The following is a 16,852-nucleotide window of genomic DNA, read 5'->3' as shown; positions in this document are numbered from 1 at the left end:
GCGCTGACACCAAATTGCCGTTGCCGGTATTGGCGCAAACATAAGTGGGGTCATCGAACAGGCACAGATTCTGCTGTGTCTTGGCGTCGGTATACGATCCCGCCGCGTTCAGCGACAAGCCACCCGAGTTGAAGGTCGCATCCGCCTCCACACCGCGGATCCGCGCATTGGGGCCGTTGTGGATCTCGGTGAAGCTGTTCTGGCCGAGGAACGAGAATTGGAATTTGTCCCAATCCTGCTGATAGATCGCCGCGTTGAGGCGGACCTTGCCGTTGAACAACGTCGTCTTCGCGCCGAGCTCGTAATTGGTCAGCGTATCGGCCTGATAGGGCGGGACGTTCGCACGGCGATTGATGCCACCGGGGCGGAAACCGCTCGAAACAGTGCCGTAGAACAGCAGGCCATGCACGGGCTTCCACGTCAGGTTGAAGCGGTAAGTGACGCCCTGGCCTGACGCTTCGACCGGCTTCAGCCCCGCGCCGGCCGCATAAACCGCGAGATTGGTGCACGGTCCGCCGTCGACCGCCGCCGGCAGCAACGTCACCGGCGAGCCATTCACCACGTCGCGCAACCGCGCCCCGCTGGTCGTGAAGCACTGGATGAAGCCGGTTCGCGAGCTGCCCGCCGCGTTATACGGGCTGGCGGTATAGTTGCCCCCCGGATTGCGTCCAAAGCCGAAGAAACCGATCAACGTATTGTCATAGATATAGGCGCGGCCACCCGCCGTCGCGGTGAGCTTGGGCGTAATGTCGAAGCTCGCTTCGCCGAACATCGCATAGTCGCGGTCGACGCGGTGCTGCTGGGTCAGCCAAAGGGTGCCGGGATGGCCGTTGACCGAGAGGTTATCGGCGAGCCCTGTGACTTGATAATCCTGGTGAATATCGTTCGACTGGCGCTGGTAGAACAGCCCGGCGACGACGCGGAAGCGCTCGTCTTGCGGGGAGGCGACGCGGAATTCCTGGCTCAGCTTCTTGAAATGATCGGTGCCGATGATGCGTTGGCGCGGATCGATCGTGCGGCCCGCATTATCCTGGAAATAGAAATAGCCGGCGAGGCCGCCGGCGCCGTGGTACAGATTGTCATAGGCTTCGGCATAGTCGGTGTAATCGCTCGACTGGAGGTCCTTGCGGTCGAGATAGGCGCCCGCGTAAGTGACATCCCAATTGCCGAGCTTGCCCTCGATCGTCAGCGCCGCCTGGATGAAGCGGTCGCGGCGATATTCGGGGAAGAAATGCTGGACCTGCAGGTCGCCGACCTTCGGATCAAAGCCATAAGCGCCGTGGCTGCGCGTGTCCTGATAAATGAAGTTCGGCGTGACGGTCCAATTATTGTCGAGATCGATCTTCAGCGCGGCGCGGCCACCCCAGATCTCGGTGTCGTTATAGTCCTTCTTGACGAACGCGCGGTTGTTGACCGCGATGCCGCCATTGGTCGCGGTGCAGGCATTGCTGGTCGGCTCCGGCAGGAAGCTGCGGCAGCCCGCGACATTGTCGATATAGCCGGCGTCGCGCTCGTAAAAGCCGACGACACGCAGCGCCATGCGGTCATTGAGGGGCGCGTTGACGAACCCTTCAATCTTGCCGCCTTGGCCGCCATGCGCGACGGTGTTACCCTCGACATCGACGCGACCGTAGAAATGGCTCAAATCGGGCTTGTTGGTGATGATGCGGATCGTGCCCGCTTCCGAGGACGCGCCGTACAGCGTGCCCTGCGGACCGGCGAGGCTCTCGATGCGGGCGATATCATAGACATGAACGTCAAGATTGCCGCCGATCGTCGTCACCGGCTGTTCGTCGAGGTAGACGCCGACCGAAGGTAGCGATGCGGAGTGGTTGCCGTCACCGCCTGACGCGACGCCGCGCATATAGATGACGTTCGTGCCCGGCGTACCGCCCAGCGCCTGGAACGACACCGATGGCAGCTGCACGGCATATTGCGCGAAATTGGTGATGTTGAGCTCGTCGAGCTTCTTGGTGCCGAGCGCCTGAATGCTGATTGGCACATTCTGCAGATTCTCGGAGCGCTTCTGCGCGGTCACGATAATGTCGTGCGACGTGTCCTCGGCCGCGGGCGCCGGCTGCGCGGCGGCGCCGTCCTTGGTCTGCGCGGCGAGCGGTGCGGCGCTCAGCATCGACGACGCGAGCAGCACGGTCCGGACGGCGTTATGGCGCAACATGATCGAAACCCCTTAGACTTATCATTGCAACGCAGCGTGTGGAACGCCGCGCGCGTCGTCAAGCGCAACGGCGCATGGCGCATCAGGAAGCGTCGTGGATGCGGAAATTTGTGGCATTTATGCAACGAAAGGCGCGTGGCCCGGCGCCTACGTGAAATAATATAAGGTCTCAGAAAGCCGGTGTTTCGGGGTATAAAGCTACGATATCACCAAGTGCCGCGCGCAGGGGGCCAAGCCATGGGTCGAACGGCTTCCATGCTTCGGTGCCGTCGCGGAAAATCGGCTGGCGGACTTGCTCCGAGCTTGCCGTTCGTACAGCGCGCTCGGTCTGGTGGAAGGCGAGGCATTGCCGTTCGAAATCGAGCCCGCAGGCGGCGAGCAATGCGCGCACCTCGGCCTCGGTATCATCGACCATCTGCTCATAGATGACGCGGTGGACGCGCCCGGGCAGGACGCGGTCGACATGCGCCATCAGCCGCACATAATCGCGATAATAACGCCCCATATCCTCGAGCGAATAGCTGAAGCCTTGGCCGCGCGCGAAATGCTGCTTGAAGTTGGAAAAGCAGCAGCCGAGCGGGTGGCGCCGCGCATCGATAATGGTCGCGTTGGGCAGGATCAGGTGGATGAGCGGCACGTGCACCCAATTGTTGGGCAGCTTGTCGATGAACAACGGCCGGCCGGTGCGGCGCTGGATGCGGGTGCGGCGCAGATAGTCCTCGCCCAGGGCGTGCAGGCGATCGGGCGAAAGCGCCGCGATGCCATAGGGGTAATTGGCGATCTCGCGCGTGATCAGCGGCAAGTCGGGGAGTTCGCTCGTTCCTTCGACCTGGCTGTGGCTCGCTAGGATTTGTTCGACCAGCGTCGAGCCCGCGCGCGGCATGCCGAGCACGAAAATCGGATCGGTCGCCGAGCAGCCCTGCCCCGCACGCGCTGCCAGAAATTCGGGCGTTATCAGGGCGATCTGTGCGTCGACCAGGCGGGTCGTCTCGTCGGCATCATAGCGCAGGCTCTGGCGACGCAGCGCATTGCCGGAGGCATAGTGCGCGAAGGCAGGCGCTGCCTCGCCCCGGTCTTCCAGGGCCTTGCCGAGCGCGAAATCGAGGTGGAAGCGATCCTCGTCAGCAACATCGCCACGCGCCAGCGCCGTTTCCATCGCCGCGATATCGGCCTCGTCGAACTTGACCGTTTTCAGATTGGCGAGGCTCCACCACGCTTCGCCCAGTGCCGGCATCAGCGCGATAGCGCGGCGATAGGCACCGATGCCGTCCGCCTGACGCCCCACCGTCTTCAGCATATGGCCATAGCTCATCCACACACGTGGCTGGTTGGGCGCCTGGTCGAGCACGCGCTCGTAAAGCGCAATCGCCTCGTCGAAATTGCCGAGCCGGGCAGTGGCCGCCGCCTGCAAATTCTGGTGGCTTGGGTTGTCGGGCTCGGAGGCCATCACCGCATCGAGTTCGGCTATCGCCTCGATCGGCCGGTTGAGGCGATAGAGCACCAGCGCCAGATTGGCGCGCGCCGGCGTGAAGCCGGGTGCCAGCTCGACCGCGCGGCGCAGCAACGTCTCGGCATCCTTGTAGCGGCCGATCCGCCCGGCGAGCTCGGCCAGCATGCGGATGGCGGCGACGTCGAAGGGGTCGTCCTTCAACTGCTGGCGCAGCAAGGGCTCGGCGACATGCAGCGCATTGTCGTTCATCGCCATCGCCGCCTCGATCAGCCGGGGCGGATAACGGCCGGCAGTGGCGAGCCAGCTGGTCGGTGAGGATGTCGCCATCCCTCGCTCTCTAGCGCCACTCGTGCCGCGAGCAACAGGTCCTAGTCGGACCAGATGGCCTGTTGAAATAGTGCCAGCAGAAGAAGTCCGGTTGGCGTTCAGCCGCCGCGAGGCACGCGTTGCGCTTCGGCCGATGCGCCGGCGCGAGGGCTCAGGCCGATATTTGGTGGTATAGCGCCTGGCCCAGCCGATCGAAGAACAGGCGGTTAACCCCGCTGGGCGCGCGCGACCATTCCGGATGCCACTGGACGGCCAGCACGTCGCTACCGAACGGCTTTGCCGAAAACGCCTCGATCAGCCCGTCATCCGCAATGGCTTCCACGATTAAGTCGCTCCCTAGCCGATCCACCCCTTGCCGGTGAACCGAATTGACCCGCGCGCGGTCGCCGCCGAGTGCTGCGTGCAGCAGGCCCTTTGGCTGCAGCGCTATGGCATGGGCATGATCGAACAGCCGCTCGAAGGCGGCGGCATCCCCAGGGTCCTCTTCCGCTTCGCCGCTATGATGCACACCGGTCGGCAGATCGCTGGTGAGCGTGCCGCCGAACAGCACGTTCAATTCCTGAAACCCGCGACAGATGCCGAACACCGGTTTGCCCGTCTCGATCATCGCCGCCGCCAGTCGCAACGCAACATCATCGCGCGCCTCATCGCAGGGTGCCAAGTCAAACGCGCCGCCATAACGATGCGCGGCGACGTTCGATTGCGATCCGGTCAGCAACAACCCGTCTAGGCGCGCGGCAACCGCGCGGACATCGCAGGCGTCGGTCACTGCCGGCACGAGCAACGCGCTCGCCCCGGCAATATCGGCAAGCGGCTGGATAAAGCGTGTCGCCACGACCTGGACGTCGCGGCGGTGATGCTCGTTGCAGCACAACAGGCCGACCACGGGACGCATCAGCCGGCCGCTCGCGCGGTGCCCAGCGTCTCGCGCAGGCTGACGCCATGTTCGGCGGGCAGAATCTCCGCTTCCGGCTGCACCACCACGCTGTCGGGCGGCACGTCGTGCAGCAGCCAGACATTGCCGCCGATCACGCTGCGCGCGCCGATGGTGACGCGCCCCAGGATCGTCGCCCCGGCATAGATGACGACATCGTCCTCGACGATCGGGTGGCGGGCGAAACGGTCGGTTGCCGAATGCCGCGCCGCGCCCAGCGGACTGCGCGCGCCGAGCGTCACATGCTGATAGAGGCGCACCCGCGCGCCGACGATCGCGGTCTCGCCGATGACGACGCCGGTTCCGTGGTCGATGAAGAAGCTCGGGCCGATCGTGGCGCCCGGATGGATGTCGATGCCGGTACGCTCATTGGCGATTTCGGAAATGATCCGCGCAGTGATTGGCGCGCCGAGCGCGTCGATTTCGTGGGCAATGCGGTGATGCAGGCTGGCGATCGCGCCGGGATAGCACACCAGGATCTCATCGACGCTGCGCGCGGCAGGATCGCCCAAAAACGCGGCATCGACGTCGCTGTCGATCAGCCCGCGGATATCGGGCAGCGACTTGGTGAACAGCGCGACCATGGTCGCTGCCTGATCCGCATCGAAGCTGCCGACATTCTCGCGCTGCCAGTAATCGAGCTCGCAGGCGATCTGCGCCTCGAGCTCATCCAGCGCGTCGACCAGATGGCGAGCGACGAAGTCGTTCTCGTCATCGTCCGGGCCGATAAAGGTGCCAATCCGCCCGGGAAACAGCGCGGCGCCCAGATCCTCGATAACATGCGCCAGCTGGTCGTGCGCCGGGAAGGAATAGGGAATCCGCTTGTCCGCCTGCGCCTCGCGCCAGGCAGAGCGAACCTTCTGCAGCTGGCGAGTCGCGAACGCCACTTCACGGCGTCGTCGGGATTCGGTCATCCTCGGCACCTCGTTTTGGCTCACTGGCCCAGGCCTACCGACGGACTGGCGCGGCCGTCGCCCGTTTCGTCGGCAAGCCCTCGCATTCTCTACCAATCGGATAGACATTCGACGGAGAAAAAGTTGGCGTAGTCCAACTGCGGGTTGCGGGGCGCTTGATGACGAACCGAGCAATGCCTGTCGTGATTGTGGGTGCCGGCTCCTCCGGCACCTTGCTGGCGCTGCAGCTCGCGCGGCGGCCCGGCCGGCCCATCCTGTTGATCGAGCGGGGCAATGCGCGTGAAGGGTGCGGCGTCGCTTTCGGGACTCGCCACCCCGCCCATGTCCTGAATGTGCGCGCGGCGGGGATGAGCGCCTACCCGGATGAGCCCGAGCATTTTGCGCGCTGGCTGGCGACCAATGGCGGCGGCGCGCCGACCGATTTCGTGCCGCGCGGGTTGTACGGGCGCTATCTGTGCGACCTGCTCGCCGCCGCCAAGGCCGAGCAGCCGGGGCGGATCACCAGCGTGACAGGCGAGGTTTTGGCGATTTCGCGCCGGGCGGACGGCTATGACCTGGCGCTCTGCGACGGGCGCACGATCGTCGCCGCGCAAGTGGTGCTCTCGCCCGGCAATCTGCCGCCAACCGCGCCCGACTGGCTTGATGACGCGACGGCGACGTCCGGCGCTTATATCGACGATCCCTGGGCGGATGACCTTGCTGCGCGCTTGCCGCATGACCAGCGCGTCGTCATCCTCGGTACCGGCCTGTCGGCGGTCGATGCGGCGCTGCGCCTGCACGCGGCGGGCTTTGCCGGTGAGATGACCTGCCTGTCGCGGCGCGGGCTGACGCCGCATCGCCACCTCGACGGCAATTTTCCGCCCGTGCTGCGCGAAACCGCGCCCGCGCCGACCCTGTCCGTGCTGGTGCGCGACATTCGGGCGCGGGCGGCGGAGATCGGCTGGCATGCCGCGGTCGACGGGCTGCGCCCGGTGACCCAGCAGCTCTGGCAGCATGCCAGCATCGCCGAACGCGCACGGTTCCTCCGGCATTTGCGCCCCTATTGGGATGTCCATCGCCATCGGCTCGCTCCGGTCGTCGCCGACACCTTCCGGGAACTTGTCGCCGCTGGCAGGCTGCGAATCGCAGCTGGTAAGATATCGGCAGTCCGTCATCGCGATGGCGCGCTCGCGATCGACTGGCTGCCCCGCCGGACGCAGGCGCCGCAAACGCTGCACGCCGGCGCGATCGTCAATTGTACCGGGCCCCAGACCGATATTCGCCGCACCCGCGAGCCGCTGTTGCGACAGCTGCTCGATGCCGGGTTCATCCGTCCCGATCCGCTGGCGCTCGGGATTGATGTCGATGCCGGCTGCCGCGTGATCGGCGGTGATGGCAAGCCGCTACCCGGCCTGTACTGCATCGGCCCGATGACGCGCGGCACCTTCTGGGAAATCGTCGCGGTGCCCGACATCAGGCGGCAATGCGCGGCGCTTGCCGAGGGCGTTGCGGCAGCGGATGCCCGGGTGCCGCATCTGGATGAAGCGGGGCTTTAGCGCCGCCAAGAATCCGATGGTGGCAAGCATCGGGGCGTCGCGAGATTATCCTACTCGTTCAGTAGGAGTTTGGTCATGGCGCTTAGGATTTTCGATATCGTTCCGAATTTCCAGCAGGAGTCGACGCTGGGGCCAATCGATTTTTACGGTTGGGCAGGGGACAGCTGGGTCGTGCTGTTCTCGCACCCCAAGGACTTTACGCCGGTCTGCACGACCGAGCTTGGCGCGGTCGCGCGGCTGAAGCCCGATTTCGAGGAGCGCGGCGTGAAGGTGATCGGCCTGTCGGTCGATCCGGTCGATAGCCATCATGCCTGGGCCAACGACATCGCCGAAACCCAAGGGACGGCGCTCAACTTCCCGCTGATCGCCGATCACGACCGCAGCGTGTCCAACCTGCTCGACCTCATCCATCCCAACGCGTCGGACACGAATACGGTGCGCACTGTGCTGGTGATCGACCCGCAAAAGAAGCTGCGCCTGACGCTGACCTATCCCGCCTCGACCGGGCGCAATTTCGCCGAGATCCTGCGCGCCATCGACAGCCTGCAGCTGACCGACCGGCACAAGGTCGCAACCCCCGCCAATTGGCAGCAGGGCGAGGATGTGATCATCCTGCCCTCGGTCGATGACGAGACGGCGAAGGCATTGTTCCCGCAGGGCTGGCTGACGGTGAAGCCCTATCTGCGCCAGGTTCCCCAACCCGAGGACGCGTAAGCATGATCCGCCCGGTAATCCTCACCGTGCCTGGCCTGCTCGGCTCGGGCGATGGCCATTGGCAGACCTTGTGGGAGCAGGAGCGGTCCGACACGCGGCGCATCGAGCTGGGCGACTGGGACAATCCCAACCGCACCGTGTGGATGAGCCGGATCGATCAGGCGGTTGCCGCCGCGCAGGCGCCGGTAGTGCTCGTCGCGCACAGCCTGGGCTGCCAGGCGGTCACCTGGTGGGCGAATGCGATCGGGATCAGCGGGTCGGCGACGGTGCTCGGTGCGATGCTGGTCGCGCCGCCTGCGACCGACCGCACCGAGCTTGACCCGCGGATCGCCCGCTTCGCGCATGAACCGCGCCGTGGGCTCCCGTTCGTGTCGCTGCTGATCGCCAGCGAGGATGATCCTTACGCGACGATCGAGGAATCTCAGGCATTGGCGCGGCTCTGGGGGGCTGGCCTGGTCGATATGGGCAAGGCCGGCCATATCAATACCCGCTCGGGGCTCGGCAGCTGGCCGCAGGGGCAGGCCGTTGCTGAGTTGCTGCGCGATACGCGCACCGGCAACGTCCGTCGCCTCGCGCGCCAGGCCCAGGCCTTGTTGCTGGGCCACGCGGAAGCCAGGCCGGCGCCCGCTATCAGCCTGCTCGGGGACCTCTGGTTTACCGCTGATGCGGGGACGAAACGGTCATGAGCGACACCGCCACCAACCCGCCTACGGGACGCTCCGGTTCTCTGCCTTTTTCAGCGCAGATCGCCATCGGCATGGCGCTCGGCCTCGGCATCGGCCTCGTCGCGCGGCTCGCTGGAGGCGATTGGCTGGCGGGTACCGACCGCGTTCTCCAGACCATCGGCGACAGTTTCGTGCAGTTGCTCAAAGCGGTCGTCGCGCCGCTGGTCGTCACCGCGATCATCGCATCGGTCGCCGCGCTCCGCGATGTGCGCAATGGCGGTCGTCTGGTCGCGGAGACGCTGCTGTGGTTCGCGATTACAGCCGCGATCGCGGTGACGATTGGCCTTACGCTGGCGACGATCATCGAGCCCGGCGCAGGCAGCACCGTCCCGCTCGCCAATGCCGTCAGGCCGACGACAACAGGCGGCTGGCTCGATTTTCTGAAAGGCCTCATCCCGTCGAATTTCCTCGGCCTTACCGCCGCGACGCATGTGGCCGACGGCGCCGCCACGACCGCCGTGTCGCTGAATGTGCTGCAGCTGATCGTCATCGCCATCGCAGTCGGCACCGCGAGCGTTTCGGTAGGCGAGGCGGGCAAGCCCTTCCTCACCGTCAACGCGGCGCTGCTCAGCATTTTCCGGCGCATTCTTACCTGGATCGTGCGGCTGACGCCGATCGGCTCGGCGGCGCTGATCGGCCATGCGGTGCTTGCCTATGGCTGGGCGACTTTGGGTTTGCTCGGCAGTTTCGCGCTCACCGTCTATGCCGGGCTCGCGATCGTGCTGTTCGGGGTCTATCCGCTGTTGCTGCGGCTGAATGGCGTATCGCTGCCCCATTTTGTCCGCGAAGCGTGGCCGCCGGTGCAGCTCGCCTTCGTCACCCGCTCGTCCATTGCGACGTTGCCCGTAACCGAGCAGGCGGCCGAACGGCTCGGCATCGACCGCGCCTATGCGGCCTTTGCGGTGCCATTTGCGGCGACGACCAAGATGGACGGTTGCGCGGGGATTTACCCGGCGGCCGCCGCCATTTTCATCGCGCAATATTATCATCTGCCGCTCGGCGTTGGCGATTACTTGCTGATCCTGCTGGTATCGGTGGTGGGCTCCGCAGCGACGGCGGGGCTGACCGGCGCGCTGGTGATGCTCACGCTCACCCTGTCGACGTTGGGCTTGCCGCTGGAAGGCGCGGGGCTGTTGCTGGCGATCGATCCCATCCTCGACATGGGCCGAACGGCGGTCAACGTGGCGGGTCAGTTGGTGACGACCACCATCGTCGCGCGTCGGCGCGGATTGCTTGCCCCCATCCCGCAAAGGGTGACATTCGCTGCCACCGCTGCACGGCCTGACCTGCGGCAGTCCGCTGCTTTCGCCACGCCGCTGCTGCCTAAGCGCGGCCATTGACGGTCGTGCAGCTGTTGAGGCTGTGCCGCCCGCTCGCTCAATCCCGCCGCGCCGCCGATCCAGCCGACAACGACGACCAATATCGAAGGTGGGCTGAAGGCGTCGCTGTTCGACCGACACCTCGCAGTGTCACTGGCGATCTACCAAGAGAAGCTGAAGGGATTTCAGACGTCGATATCCTATACCCTGCCCGACGGCACACCCCAGCGCGGTGCCACCAATGTCGGCGACATTCGCGCGCGCGGCGTCGAGTGGAGCCTCGCCGCCCAATTCGGATCGGGGCTGAGCCTGACCTTTGACGGCAATTACAACGACGCAATCTACACCCGCGCGCCATCGCTGCCGGCGCCGGCCGAGCTCAGCTACAATGGCATCGCCAATATCAATGCGACCGGCCAGCGCGCACCCTATGCGCCGAAATGGGCCCTGTCGTTGACGCCCTCCTGGGAGACCCCGCTCAGCGCTCGCGCCCGCTTCTACAGCTATGCGCAATTCTCCTACACCAGCGCTTACGGCACCGGCGTGACGCAGTCGATTTACACGACCGTTCCCGGCCAGATTAACCTCAATCTGCGCGCCGGCGTTCGGCTCGCTGACGGGCGCTACGACATCTCGGCCTTTGCCAATAACGCCACGGACGAGCGCAATCTCATTTCGCAAGGCCTGCTCGCGGCACCGTCCGGCGCCGGGGTGACAGCCTATCTCGGCCGGGTCGCGACCTATAATCAGCCCGCCCGTTATGGGGTGACGGTCAGGACCAAATTCTGATTGATGTCCGGCGCCCATGCCCGTTGGCTAGGCAGTTACGGGGTGATCACGCTGCCATCCCAGGCGCGAAGCGTGCCGGAAGCCTCCGTGTCCAGCTCGTCGATAACGGCCAGTAGATGTTCCGCGCTTTGGGCTGGATCGAGGAGCTGGCCGGGCGGCACATTTTTCTGGAACGGGTCGGAGAGCGCCGTTGCGACCGTGCCGGGGTGAAGCGCCACGGCAATGGCCTGGGGGCGGGTGCGGCTGAGCTCGATCGCGAGGTTGGCGATCATCATGTTGAGCGCCGCCTTGGATGCTCGATAGCTGTGCCAGCCGCCCAGCCGGTTGTCGCTGATCGAGCCGACCCGGGCCGACAGGGCCGCGAACACCGATCGCCGGTCGCGCGGCAGCGCGGCGATGGCATGTTTCGCGATCAGCGCCGGCCCCACGGTGTTGACCCGGTAGAGCGTCATCATTGCTTCGGCGGTCAACCCGGCAAAATTCTTTTCAGGCATCAAATCGGGCGCGCGATGCAGCACGCCGGTGGCAACGAAGACGAGATCGAGCGTGCCGTCGGCAAAAATGCCGGCCATCGCATTGGCGATCGATGCCTCGTCGAGGAGGTCGAAGGAAAAGGGGCGTATGGCGGCTCCCACAGGCGTGTCGCCCCGGCGCGATCCGGCATAGACCTGCACGTCACCGCGTGCCGCCAGCGCTTGCACGACAGCGCCGCCGATCCCGCCCGACGCCCCGAAAACCGCCGCGCGCCTCATGCGTCGAGCGCCGCTACGACCTTGGCGCGCAAATCGACATGAGCGCCCAGCCGCGCCGCCAGCAACGCCATGCCGCTGATCTTGCGCTGGACGAACAGCGTCTCGACCGGCGGGATGTGCCACGCCGAGCGGTCGGCCGCGATCGTCGCGCCATTCTCGCGCACCGCCGCCAGAAAGTCGCGATTGGCGAAGTCGAACGGGCCGGGCCGGTTCGCCTCGGCAAGAATGATGTCGATCATCTCGTCAATCAGCGCGCGGTGCCGGTCCACCGCGACCTGGTTGATGAACCCGGCATCGACCGCGGCTTGGCGCACCCGATCGCGATCATTGGCGAGGCCGGCGGCGAGCAGCGTGCGATAGGCTGCCGCGGTTTCGGGCGCGACCGGGCGCGCGGCGCCGAAATCGAGCAGCACGACTTGCCCGGTCTCGCGCCGATAACGGTAATTGGCAAAGTTCGGATCAGTCTGCATCAATCCGAAGTGCAACAACTCGGCGATGACGAGATCGAGGATCAGCCCGGTCACACGGTCGCGCTCGGCCTGGGGCGCCTGGTCGAGCTTGTCGATAGCCTGGCCGGGCTCGAAGCTCATTGCGAGCACGCGCCGCGTCGTCAGCGCGCGCTCGATCGTCGGCACGACGAACCGATCATCGCCGGCGAGGTGCGCGCGATAGGCATCCAGCAGATCGGCCTCGCGCAGATAATCCGCTTCTTCCCTGAGCTGCGTCTTGGCAGCGGCGAGCAGCGGGGTGATATCGAGGGCGGGCGGTAGCAGGCGGGTGACGCGCAGCAGCGTCGCGACATTGTCGACATCGGCATCGATGCTCTCGGCGACGCCCGGATATTGCACCTTGATCGCAAGCAGGCGGCCATCGGGCAGGCGGGCGCGATGGACCTGGCCGATCGACGCCGCCGCGATCGGCCGCGCCTCGAACTGAGCGAAGGTGCGGCGCCAATCGCGGCCCCATTCGGCTTTCAGCACCTCGTCGAGCTGACGTGGCGGCATGTGATGTGCATTGTCGCGCAGGCGCGCCAGAATGTCGGCCAGCTCATCGGGCAGAAAATCACCGGCGTCGAGCGAGATCATCTGGCCGAGCTTCATCGCGGCGCCGCGCAGCTTGGAAAGCTGGTCGGTAACGCGCGCGGCATTAGCCGGGGTCAGCAGCAGGTCGCCGAGTTTCGGTCGTTCGCCGGTGAGGATCCGCTGCGCCCCTTCGGCAACCACACCGCCCGCGACCGCGCCGGCGAGACGGCCGAAGGCGCCGAGGCGCGCCAGCCGCGAACGCGGGATCGCCTTGGCATTGGACGGAAAATCATCGGGATCGGAGGGCGGCATCTAAGGCTAATTAGGGACCGCCCCGGTCAGCGACTAGCTGACCAATAGTCGGCACGCCGAAGCCAGCAGTCTTCGCTGTTAAGGCCGATCAGCTGCAGCGCGAATCCCGTTCCGGCGGCTCGGCGGTGCGCGTTTTCCAGACACCGTTCGGCGTCTTGTATTTCTCGCCGGGCTGGGTCTTCAGGATGAGGTTGCAGCCGGCAACGAACGCCAATTGCTCGATCGTCGCCGAGTCAGCGGCAGCCTTGGTGTAGGCAGCCTTGCGCTGGATGTTGATGCTGTTGACCAGCGCCCTAAGCTCGGGCGTGGGCGCGCCGACGATCCCCAGATAGCCATCGGGCTGCTCGCCGATCTGGCCTTTCTCGCGCGCGGCCTGATAGGCTGGGTCGCGCTGCGCCAGCGCGGTGCCGGGCAGGCTGGCCAGCGCCAAAGCCGCGATGGCGATCCGCTTGCGTTGGGTCTTCATACGTCGCTCCTGTCACTCACGGGGCCGGCCTGGGCATCGTCAGAAGATCGTCGGATTGCCCTGGATCACCTGTTTCGCCTGACCGTCCAGCCGTACCACGACTTCCTGGCTGATCTTGATGTTGAGGTCGATGACGATGGGCTTGTCGGGCGCGTTGATGCTGACGCAGCCTGGCAAGACCAGCATTACCGACATCGCAGCCTGCCATGTCCGACGTGTTGTTGCAGCGTGCATCATGGTCCCTTGTGGCTGTCGGCGGGCTGAACGGGCGGTGCAGCCGGCGGCAAGCTTTGCGCGCTGTCGCCAGCCGTCGTCCCCACGTCCCTTATCTGACGGACATAACGGCCGGGATCATAAAAGCCCATCGCCGAATCGAGCAACTGGCGGAACGGCGCGGTCACCCGGACATTGAACTGGAGCGGCAAGTGCGCCAGCCGGCTGACCAGCCAGTTGCGCTTGGCGCCTTTGCCCTGGCTCAGCCCGGAAAAACGGATGTCGGTAATGACCTCGCCATCGAGCGGGCCGTTGAGATCGATCGTCAGGTTGCGATAGTCGAGCGACTTCAATGACTGGAAGGCGAAGTTGCCGTAAAAACCCAGGTCTTTCTGCGACACCTCGCCGACATAGGCAATGTTGCCGCCGCTACTGCGCGCGACCAGCCGGCCATGCTCGACCCGACCGCCGCGCTCGTCAAAGATGATCGGCAATGTGCCGTCGAAAATGCCCGTCGCGTTCAGATTGCTGAAGTCGAACTGGAGCAGGAATTGGGCGGCATCGACCCCGGTCATCCGGAAGGTCAGGTTGCGCTCATGATGCTCGGTGAAATCGAGCAGCGTCGGCTGCAGCCGCAAGTCACCGCCGGCAAAAGGCCATTTTGCCTCGGACACATCGATACGCTCGCCCGGCAATAATCGATAATGGATCACGCCATTCTCGACGATCACGCCGGTGTTGATGCCGACCACGGTCGCGACTTGATCGGGCGCGCTTTCCAGATTGAGCAGATCGGTAAAATGAATCTGGGTGGTCAAGCCCGTCACCGGCCCGAACAGCGCCGCTAGGTCGGCATCGTGGGTGCTGAACACGCCATCGCTCGTCACGGCACCATTGACCCAGGCGATATGGCCCTCGCCGACGATCGTTGCGGCGACATCGGCGATCACGCCGCGCGTCAAGCCGGTTAGATCGTCCGGCTGGAAATTCTTGTCGAACGTAACGCCCGACACGGCGAGCGTTGCCTGTCCCTCTGCGGTGGTCAAATCGTGGGTGATCGTGACCTTGCTCAGCATCGCGGCCGATTTCGGGTGAAAGAGCGTGCCCGAAGTTGTGATGCGGTTGTCAGCCAGCGTCAGCGTCACGCCGTCCGCTGTCACAGGGAAGAAACGGGGCGCGCTGTCGGTATCGGCGACGGTCAGCTTGCCGTGCGCGACAAGCGTGCCGCCGTGCCAGCGCCACGTCCCGGCCGCGTTGGACAAGTCGAGCGGCACGGCGCCGATGCGGCCATGACCGCCAGCAAAGCTGCCCGCCATCGCGCCATTGGCCAAGCGACCATCGAGTGACGTAGCGGCAAGGTGCGTTGCCTCGTCGCCCGCTCCCACGCCCGTGTCGAGGCCGGCAATCTCGAACCGGGGCGCCGCCGCGAGCCCGATTTTGGCCGACCGGAAACGCAGCGCCAGCGGGTTGGTGCCGGCCGAGCCCGTCAGCGATGTCGGGCCGATGGCGATGCCGCCGCCCAATCGGCCACTGGCAAGGGTCGCCATGGCGCCGCCTTGCGGACACAAGGCCAGCGCCGGCTTGACGAAGGAGACCCCGGAAAGCCGCACGCGATCGGCGCTGAGCGGCGCGCAGTGGGCGTTGATCGCAATCCGGCCGCCGCGCTGCTCGATCGACACGGGCAGCCGCACGCCATCGACGCGACCGCCCGGCAGCGGTCCGCTCAAGCGCGCGACCGCCTCGATCCGCGCCGCTCGGTTTGACTGAACCAGCGCATCGATCCGATCGAGGGCGATAGCGGCATTGCCCGCAACATAGGGCATCATCGCTCCCTGTGCGCGCACGCCGCCAGCGCCAGGCGTGATGTCGAGGACAATATTGGGCAAGCCGCCGCCCGCGATGCGCATCGTGCCTTGGCCGGCCCAGCGGCCCGTCGCGGGATCGATGGTCAGTCCCTGTGCGCCACTGAAGCTCGCCGCCGCTCCGGTCGCGCTGCGCGCCGCAAGCGCGTTGATCGTGAGCGCTGGGGCTGACACCTGGCCATCGAGACGCAGCGTCGCCGACAGCGTGGTGTTGGCCATTGCCTGGTCAAGCGCGCTACCGAGCCGCGTGGCCACGGGAGACAGCGGGGTGCCCGCCGCCTCGCCGCCCAGCCGCGCGACGGCGCGTCGCCAGGGGCTGGCGGCCGTCATGGTCGCGGTCCCGGACAGCGCGGCACTGATGCCCTGGCGGCCGACCTGATAAGTGCCGGCGAGCGCCATGTCGCGCGCGACGCCGGCGTTGGGCACTTCAACCGCTGACCCGCGCAATGCAAGGCGCCCGCTCGTCCGCGCGGCCGTCCCGTCATAATCGATCGATCCGCTCATCGCGCCGAAGCGGCTATCCGGGCGGTTGACCGCGCCGACGGCCAGCCGAGCCTTCCCACGCCACTGGCCAAAACTTGCCGCCAGCGTCGTCGATTGATCGATGCGAACGTCGCGCGCCACGGTGCCACCGCAGACCAGCGAGCTTGCGTGCAGGGGCCCCGCCACCTGCGGTCCGGCGCGATCGAGCACGACTGACCCCGCAGCACGAACGTCATCGGCGCGGCAGCCGCCCAGCACGAGGTCAGGCGCCGCAATGCCGAGCGCGCCGCGAAAGCCGCCGTCCAGCCGGCCAGCCCCCGACAGGGTCACGCGCGCGCGGCCCCAGGGCGTCGCCAAGTCGAGCGCGCCATCGGCGAGATCGAGATCGATGGCGGGCATCCGAAACGCCTTGCCGCTGGCAGCGGGCAGCAACCGATCGACGCTGCCTAAGTGCAGCGTGCCGTTGACCAGTTCACCGCGCACACGGACGCGCCCCGCGCGAATGCCGACGATGCGTGCCCCATCAAGCCCGATATGGGTGTCGAGGTCGATCCAGTCCGCCGTCAGATCAGGGTGCGCCGGATCGCCGAGCACGACATCGACCAGCCGTTGCCGCCCCAGGTCGAGCCGGTCGATGCGATAACGGGCGGGGACGCGCCACTCGGCGAGCTTGCGGTCAATAAGCTGCGTCGCGATCGGGCGTCGCTCGGCCCACAGCGTGCCGACCGCCATCGCCGCGGTGGCGCCGAGCCCCAGCCACAAGCGCCGTCGACGATCCAGCCGCTCGCCGGGAACAGGCGGTGCTTCGCCTGCTGAGGTAGGGGAAGGGTGGTCAGTCATGCGTGCGCGCCGCGATTGC

General features: G+C 66.0%; 13 protein-coding genes and 1 pseudogene (1 of these 14 cut by a window edge). 5 read left to right on the top strand and 9 right to left on the bottom strand.

Annotated features, from left to right (window positions below; translation table 11 throughout):
• The 4 genes from ACLB0R_RS04850 to epsC form a co-directional block, all read right to left on the bottom strand.
• Nucleotides 1–2,176, bottom strand: the 5' portion of a protein-coding gene (locus tag ACLB0R_RS04850; RefSeq protein ID WP_416642217.1) for a TonB-dependent receptor. 395 nt of this gene lie to the left of the window's left edge; 2,176 of the gene's 2,571 nt are visible here — the first part of the coding sequence; it begins with the start codon at nt 2,174–2,176; its stop codon lies beyond the left edge, outside the window.
• Between the two features lie 169 nt (nt 2,177–2,345).
• The gene (locus ACLB0R_RS04845; protein WP_416642216.1) at nt 2,346–3,953 is read right to left on the bottom strand and encodes a tetratricopeptide repeat-containing sulfotransferase family protein; all 1,608 of its coding nucleotides are present in this window, start codon (nt 3,951–3,953) and stop codon (nt 2,346–2,348) included.
• A gap of 151 nt (nt 3,954–4,104) precedes the next feature.
• Nucleotides 4,105–4,848: a gamma-glutamyl-gamma-aminobutyrate hydrolase family protein gene (locus ACLB0R_RS04840; RefSeq protein WP_416642215.1), complete on the bottom strand. Its 744-nt coding sequence runs from the start codon at nt 4,846–4,848 to the stop codon at nt 4,105–4,107.
• Entirely contained in the window at nt 4,848–5,801 is a 954-nt protein-coding gene (gene epsC / locus ACLB0R_RS04835) for a serine O-acetyltransferase EpsC (protein ID WP_416642214.1), read from the bottom strand. The genes ACLB0R_RS04840 and epsC overlap by 1 nt, the downstream gene beginning before the upstream one ends.
• Nucleotides 5,802–5,974: 173 nt before the next feature.
• On the opposite strand from epsC, the gene ACLB0R_RS04830 reads away from it, so the two are divergent.
• The 5 genes and pseudogenes from ACLB0R_RS04830 to ACLB0R_RS04810 form a co-directional block, all read left to right on the top strand.
• Nucleotides 5,975–7,336 carry an FAD/NAD(P)-binding protein gene (locus ACLB0R_RS04830; protein ID WP_416642213.1) on the top strand — a complete coding sequence of 454 codons (1,362 nt, stop codon included), beginning with the start codon at nt 5,975–5,977 and terminating at the stop codon, nt 7,334–7,336.
• A 75-nt stretch (nt 7,337–7,411) separates the two neighbouring features.
• Complete coding sequence (locus tag ACLB0R_RS04825) at nt 7,412–8,050, top strand: peroxiredoxin (protein WP_416642212.1); 639 nt, start codon at nt 7,412–7,414, stop codon at nt 8,048–8,050.
• A 2-nt stretch (nt 8,051–8,052) separates the two neighbouring features.
• On the top strand, nt 8,053–8,736 hold the full coding sequence (locus tag ACLB0R_RS04820; RefSeq protein WP_416642211.1) for an RBBP9/YdeN family alpha/beta hydrolase: 684 nt from the start codon (nt 8,053–8,055) through the stop codon (nt 8,734–8,736).
• Nucleotides 8,733–10,115 (top strand): dicarboxylate/amino acid:cation symporter, encoded by a 1,383-nt coding sequence (locus ACLB0R_RS04815; RefSeq protein WP_416642210.1) that lies wholly within the window; start codon nt 8,733–8,735, stop codon nt 10,113–10,115. Before ACLB0R_RS04820 ends, ACLB0R_RS04815 begins: the two co-directional genes overlap by 4 nt.
• A 54-nt stretch (nt 10,116–10,169) precedes the next feature.
• Nucleotides 10,170–10,883: pseudogene (locus ACLB0R_RS04810) on the top strand (TonB-dependent receptor domain-containing protein); the annotation flags it as partial.
• A gap of 35 nt (nt 10,884–10,918) precedes the next feature.
• Here ACLB0R_RS04810 and ACLB0R_RS04805 read toward each other — a convergent pair.
• The 5 genes from ACLB0R_RS04805 to ACLB0R_RS04785 all read right to left on the bottom strand — a co-directional run bounded on the left by ACLB0R_RS04805 (nt 10,919) and on the right by ACLB0R_RS04785 (nt 16,833).
• Complete coding sequence (locus ACLB0R_RS04805) at nt 10,919–11,635, bottom strand: SDR family NAD(P)-dependent oxidoreductase (RefSeq protein ID WP_416642209.1); 717 nt, start codon at nt 11,633–11,635, stop codon at nt 10,919–10,921.
• Nucleotides 11,632–12,969: an ABC1 kinase family protein gene (locus ACLB0R_RS04800; RefSeq protein ID WP_416642208.1), complete on the bottom strand. Its 1,338-nt coding sequence runs from the start codon at nt 12,967–12,969 to the stop codon at nt 11,632–11,634. The genes ACLB0R_RS04805 and ACLB0R_RS04800 overlap by 4 nt, the downstream gene beginning before the upstream one ends.
• 88 nt (nt 12,970–13,057) lie before the next feature.
• Nucleotides 13,058–13,435 carry a YdbL family protein gene (locus ACLB0R_RS04795; protein ID WP_416642207.1) on the bottom strand — a complete coding sequence of 126 codons (378 nt, stop codon included), beginning with the start codon at nt 13,433–13,435 and terminating at the stop codon, nt 13,058–13,060.
• Between the two features lie 39 nt (nt 13,436–13,474).
• Nucleotides 13,475–13,630: a YnbE family lipoprotein gene (locus tag ACLB0R_RS04790; RefSeq protein ID WP_416642206.1), complete on the bottom strand. Its 156-nt coding sequence runs from the start codon at nt 13,628–13,630 to the stop codon at nt 13,475–13,477.
• A gap of 38 nt (nt 13,631–13,668) precedes the next feature.
• Nucleotides 13,669–16,833, bottom strand: coding sequence for an intermembrane phospholipid transport protein YdbH family protein (locus tag ACLB0R_RS04785; protein ID WP_416642205.1), 3,165 nt, complete (start codon nt 16,831–16,833; stop codon nt 13,669–13,671).
• Nucleotides 16,834–16,852: the final 19 nt, after the last annotated feature.

It is taken from the genome of Sphingomonas sp. GlSt437, from assembly GCF_048015635.2.
Taxonomy (GTDB): Bacteria; Pseudomonadota; Alphaproteobacteria; order Sphingomonadales; family Sphingomonadaceae; genus Sphingomonas.
This window is presented reverse-complemented; position numbering and strand designations above follow the sequence as displayed.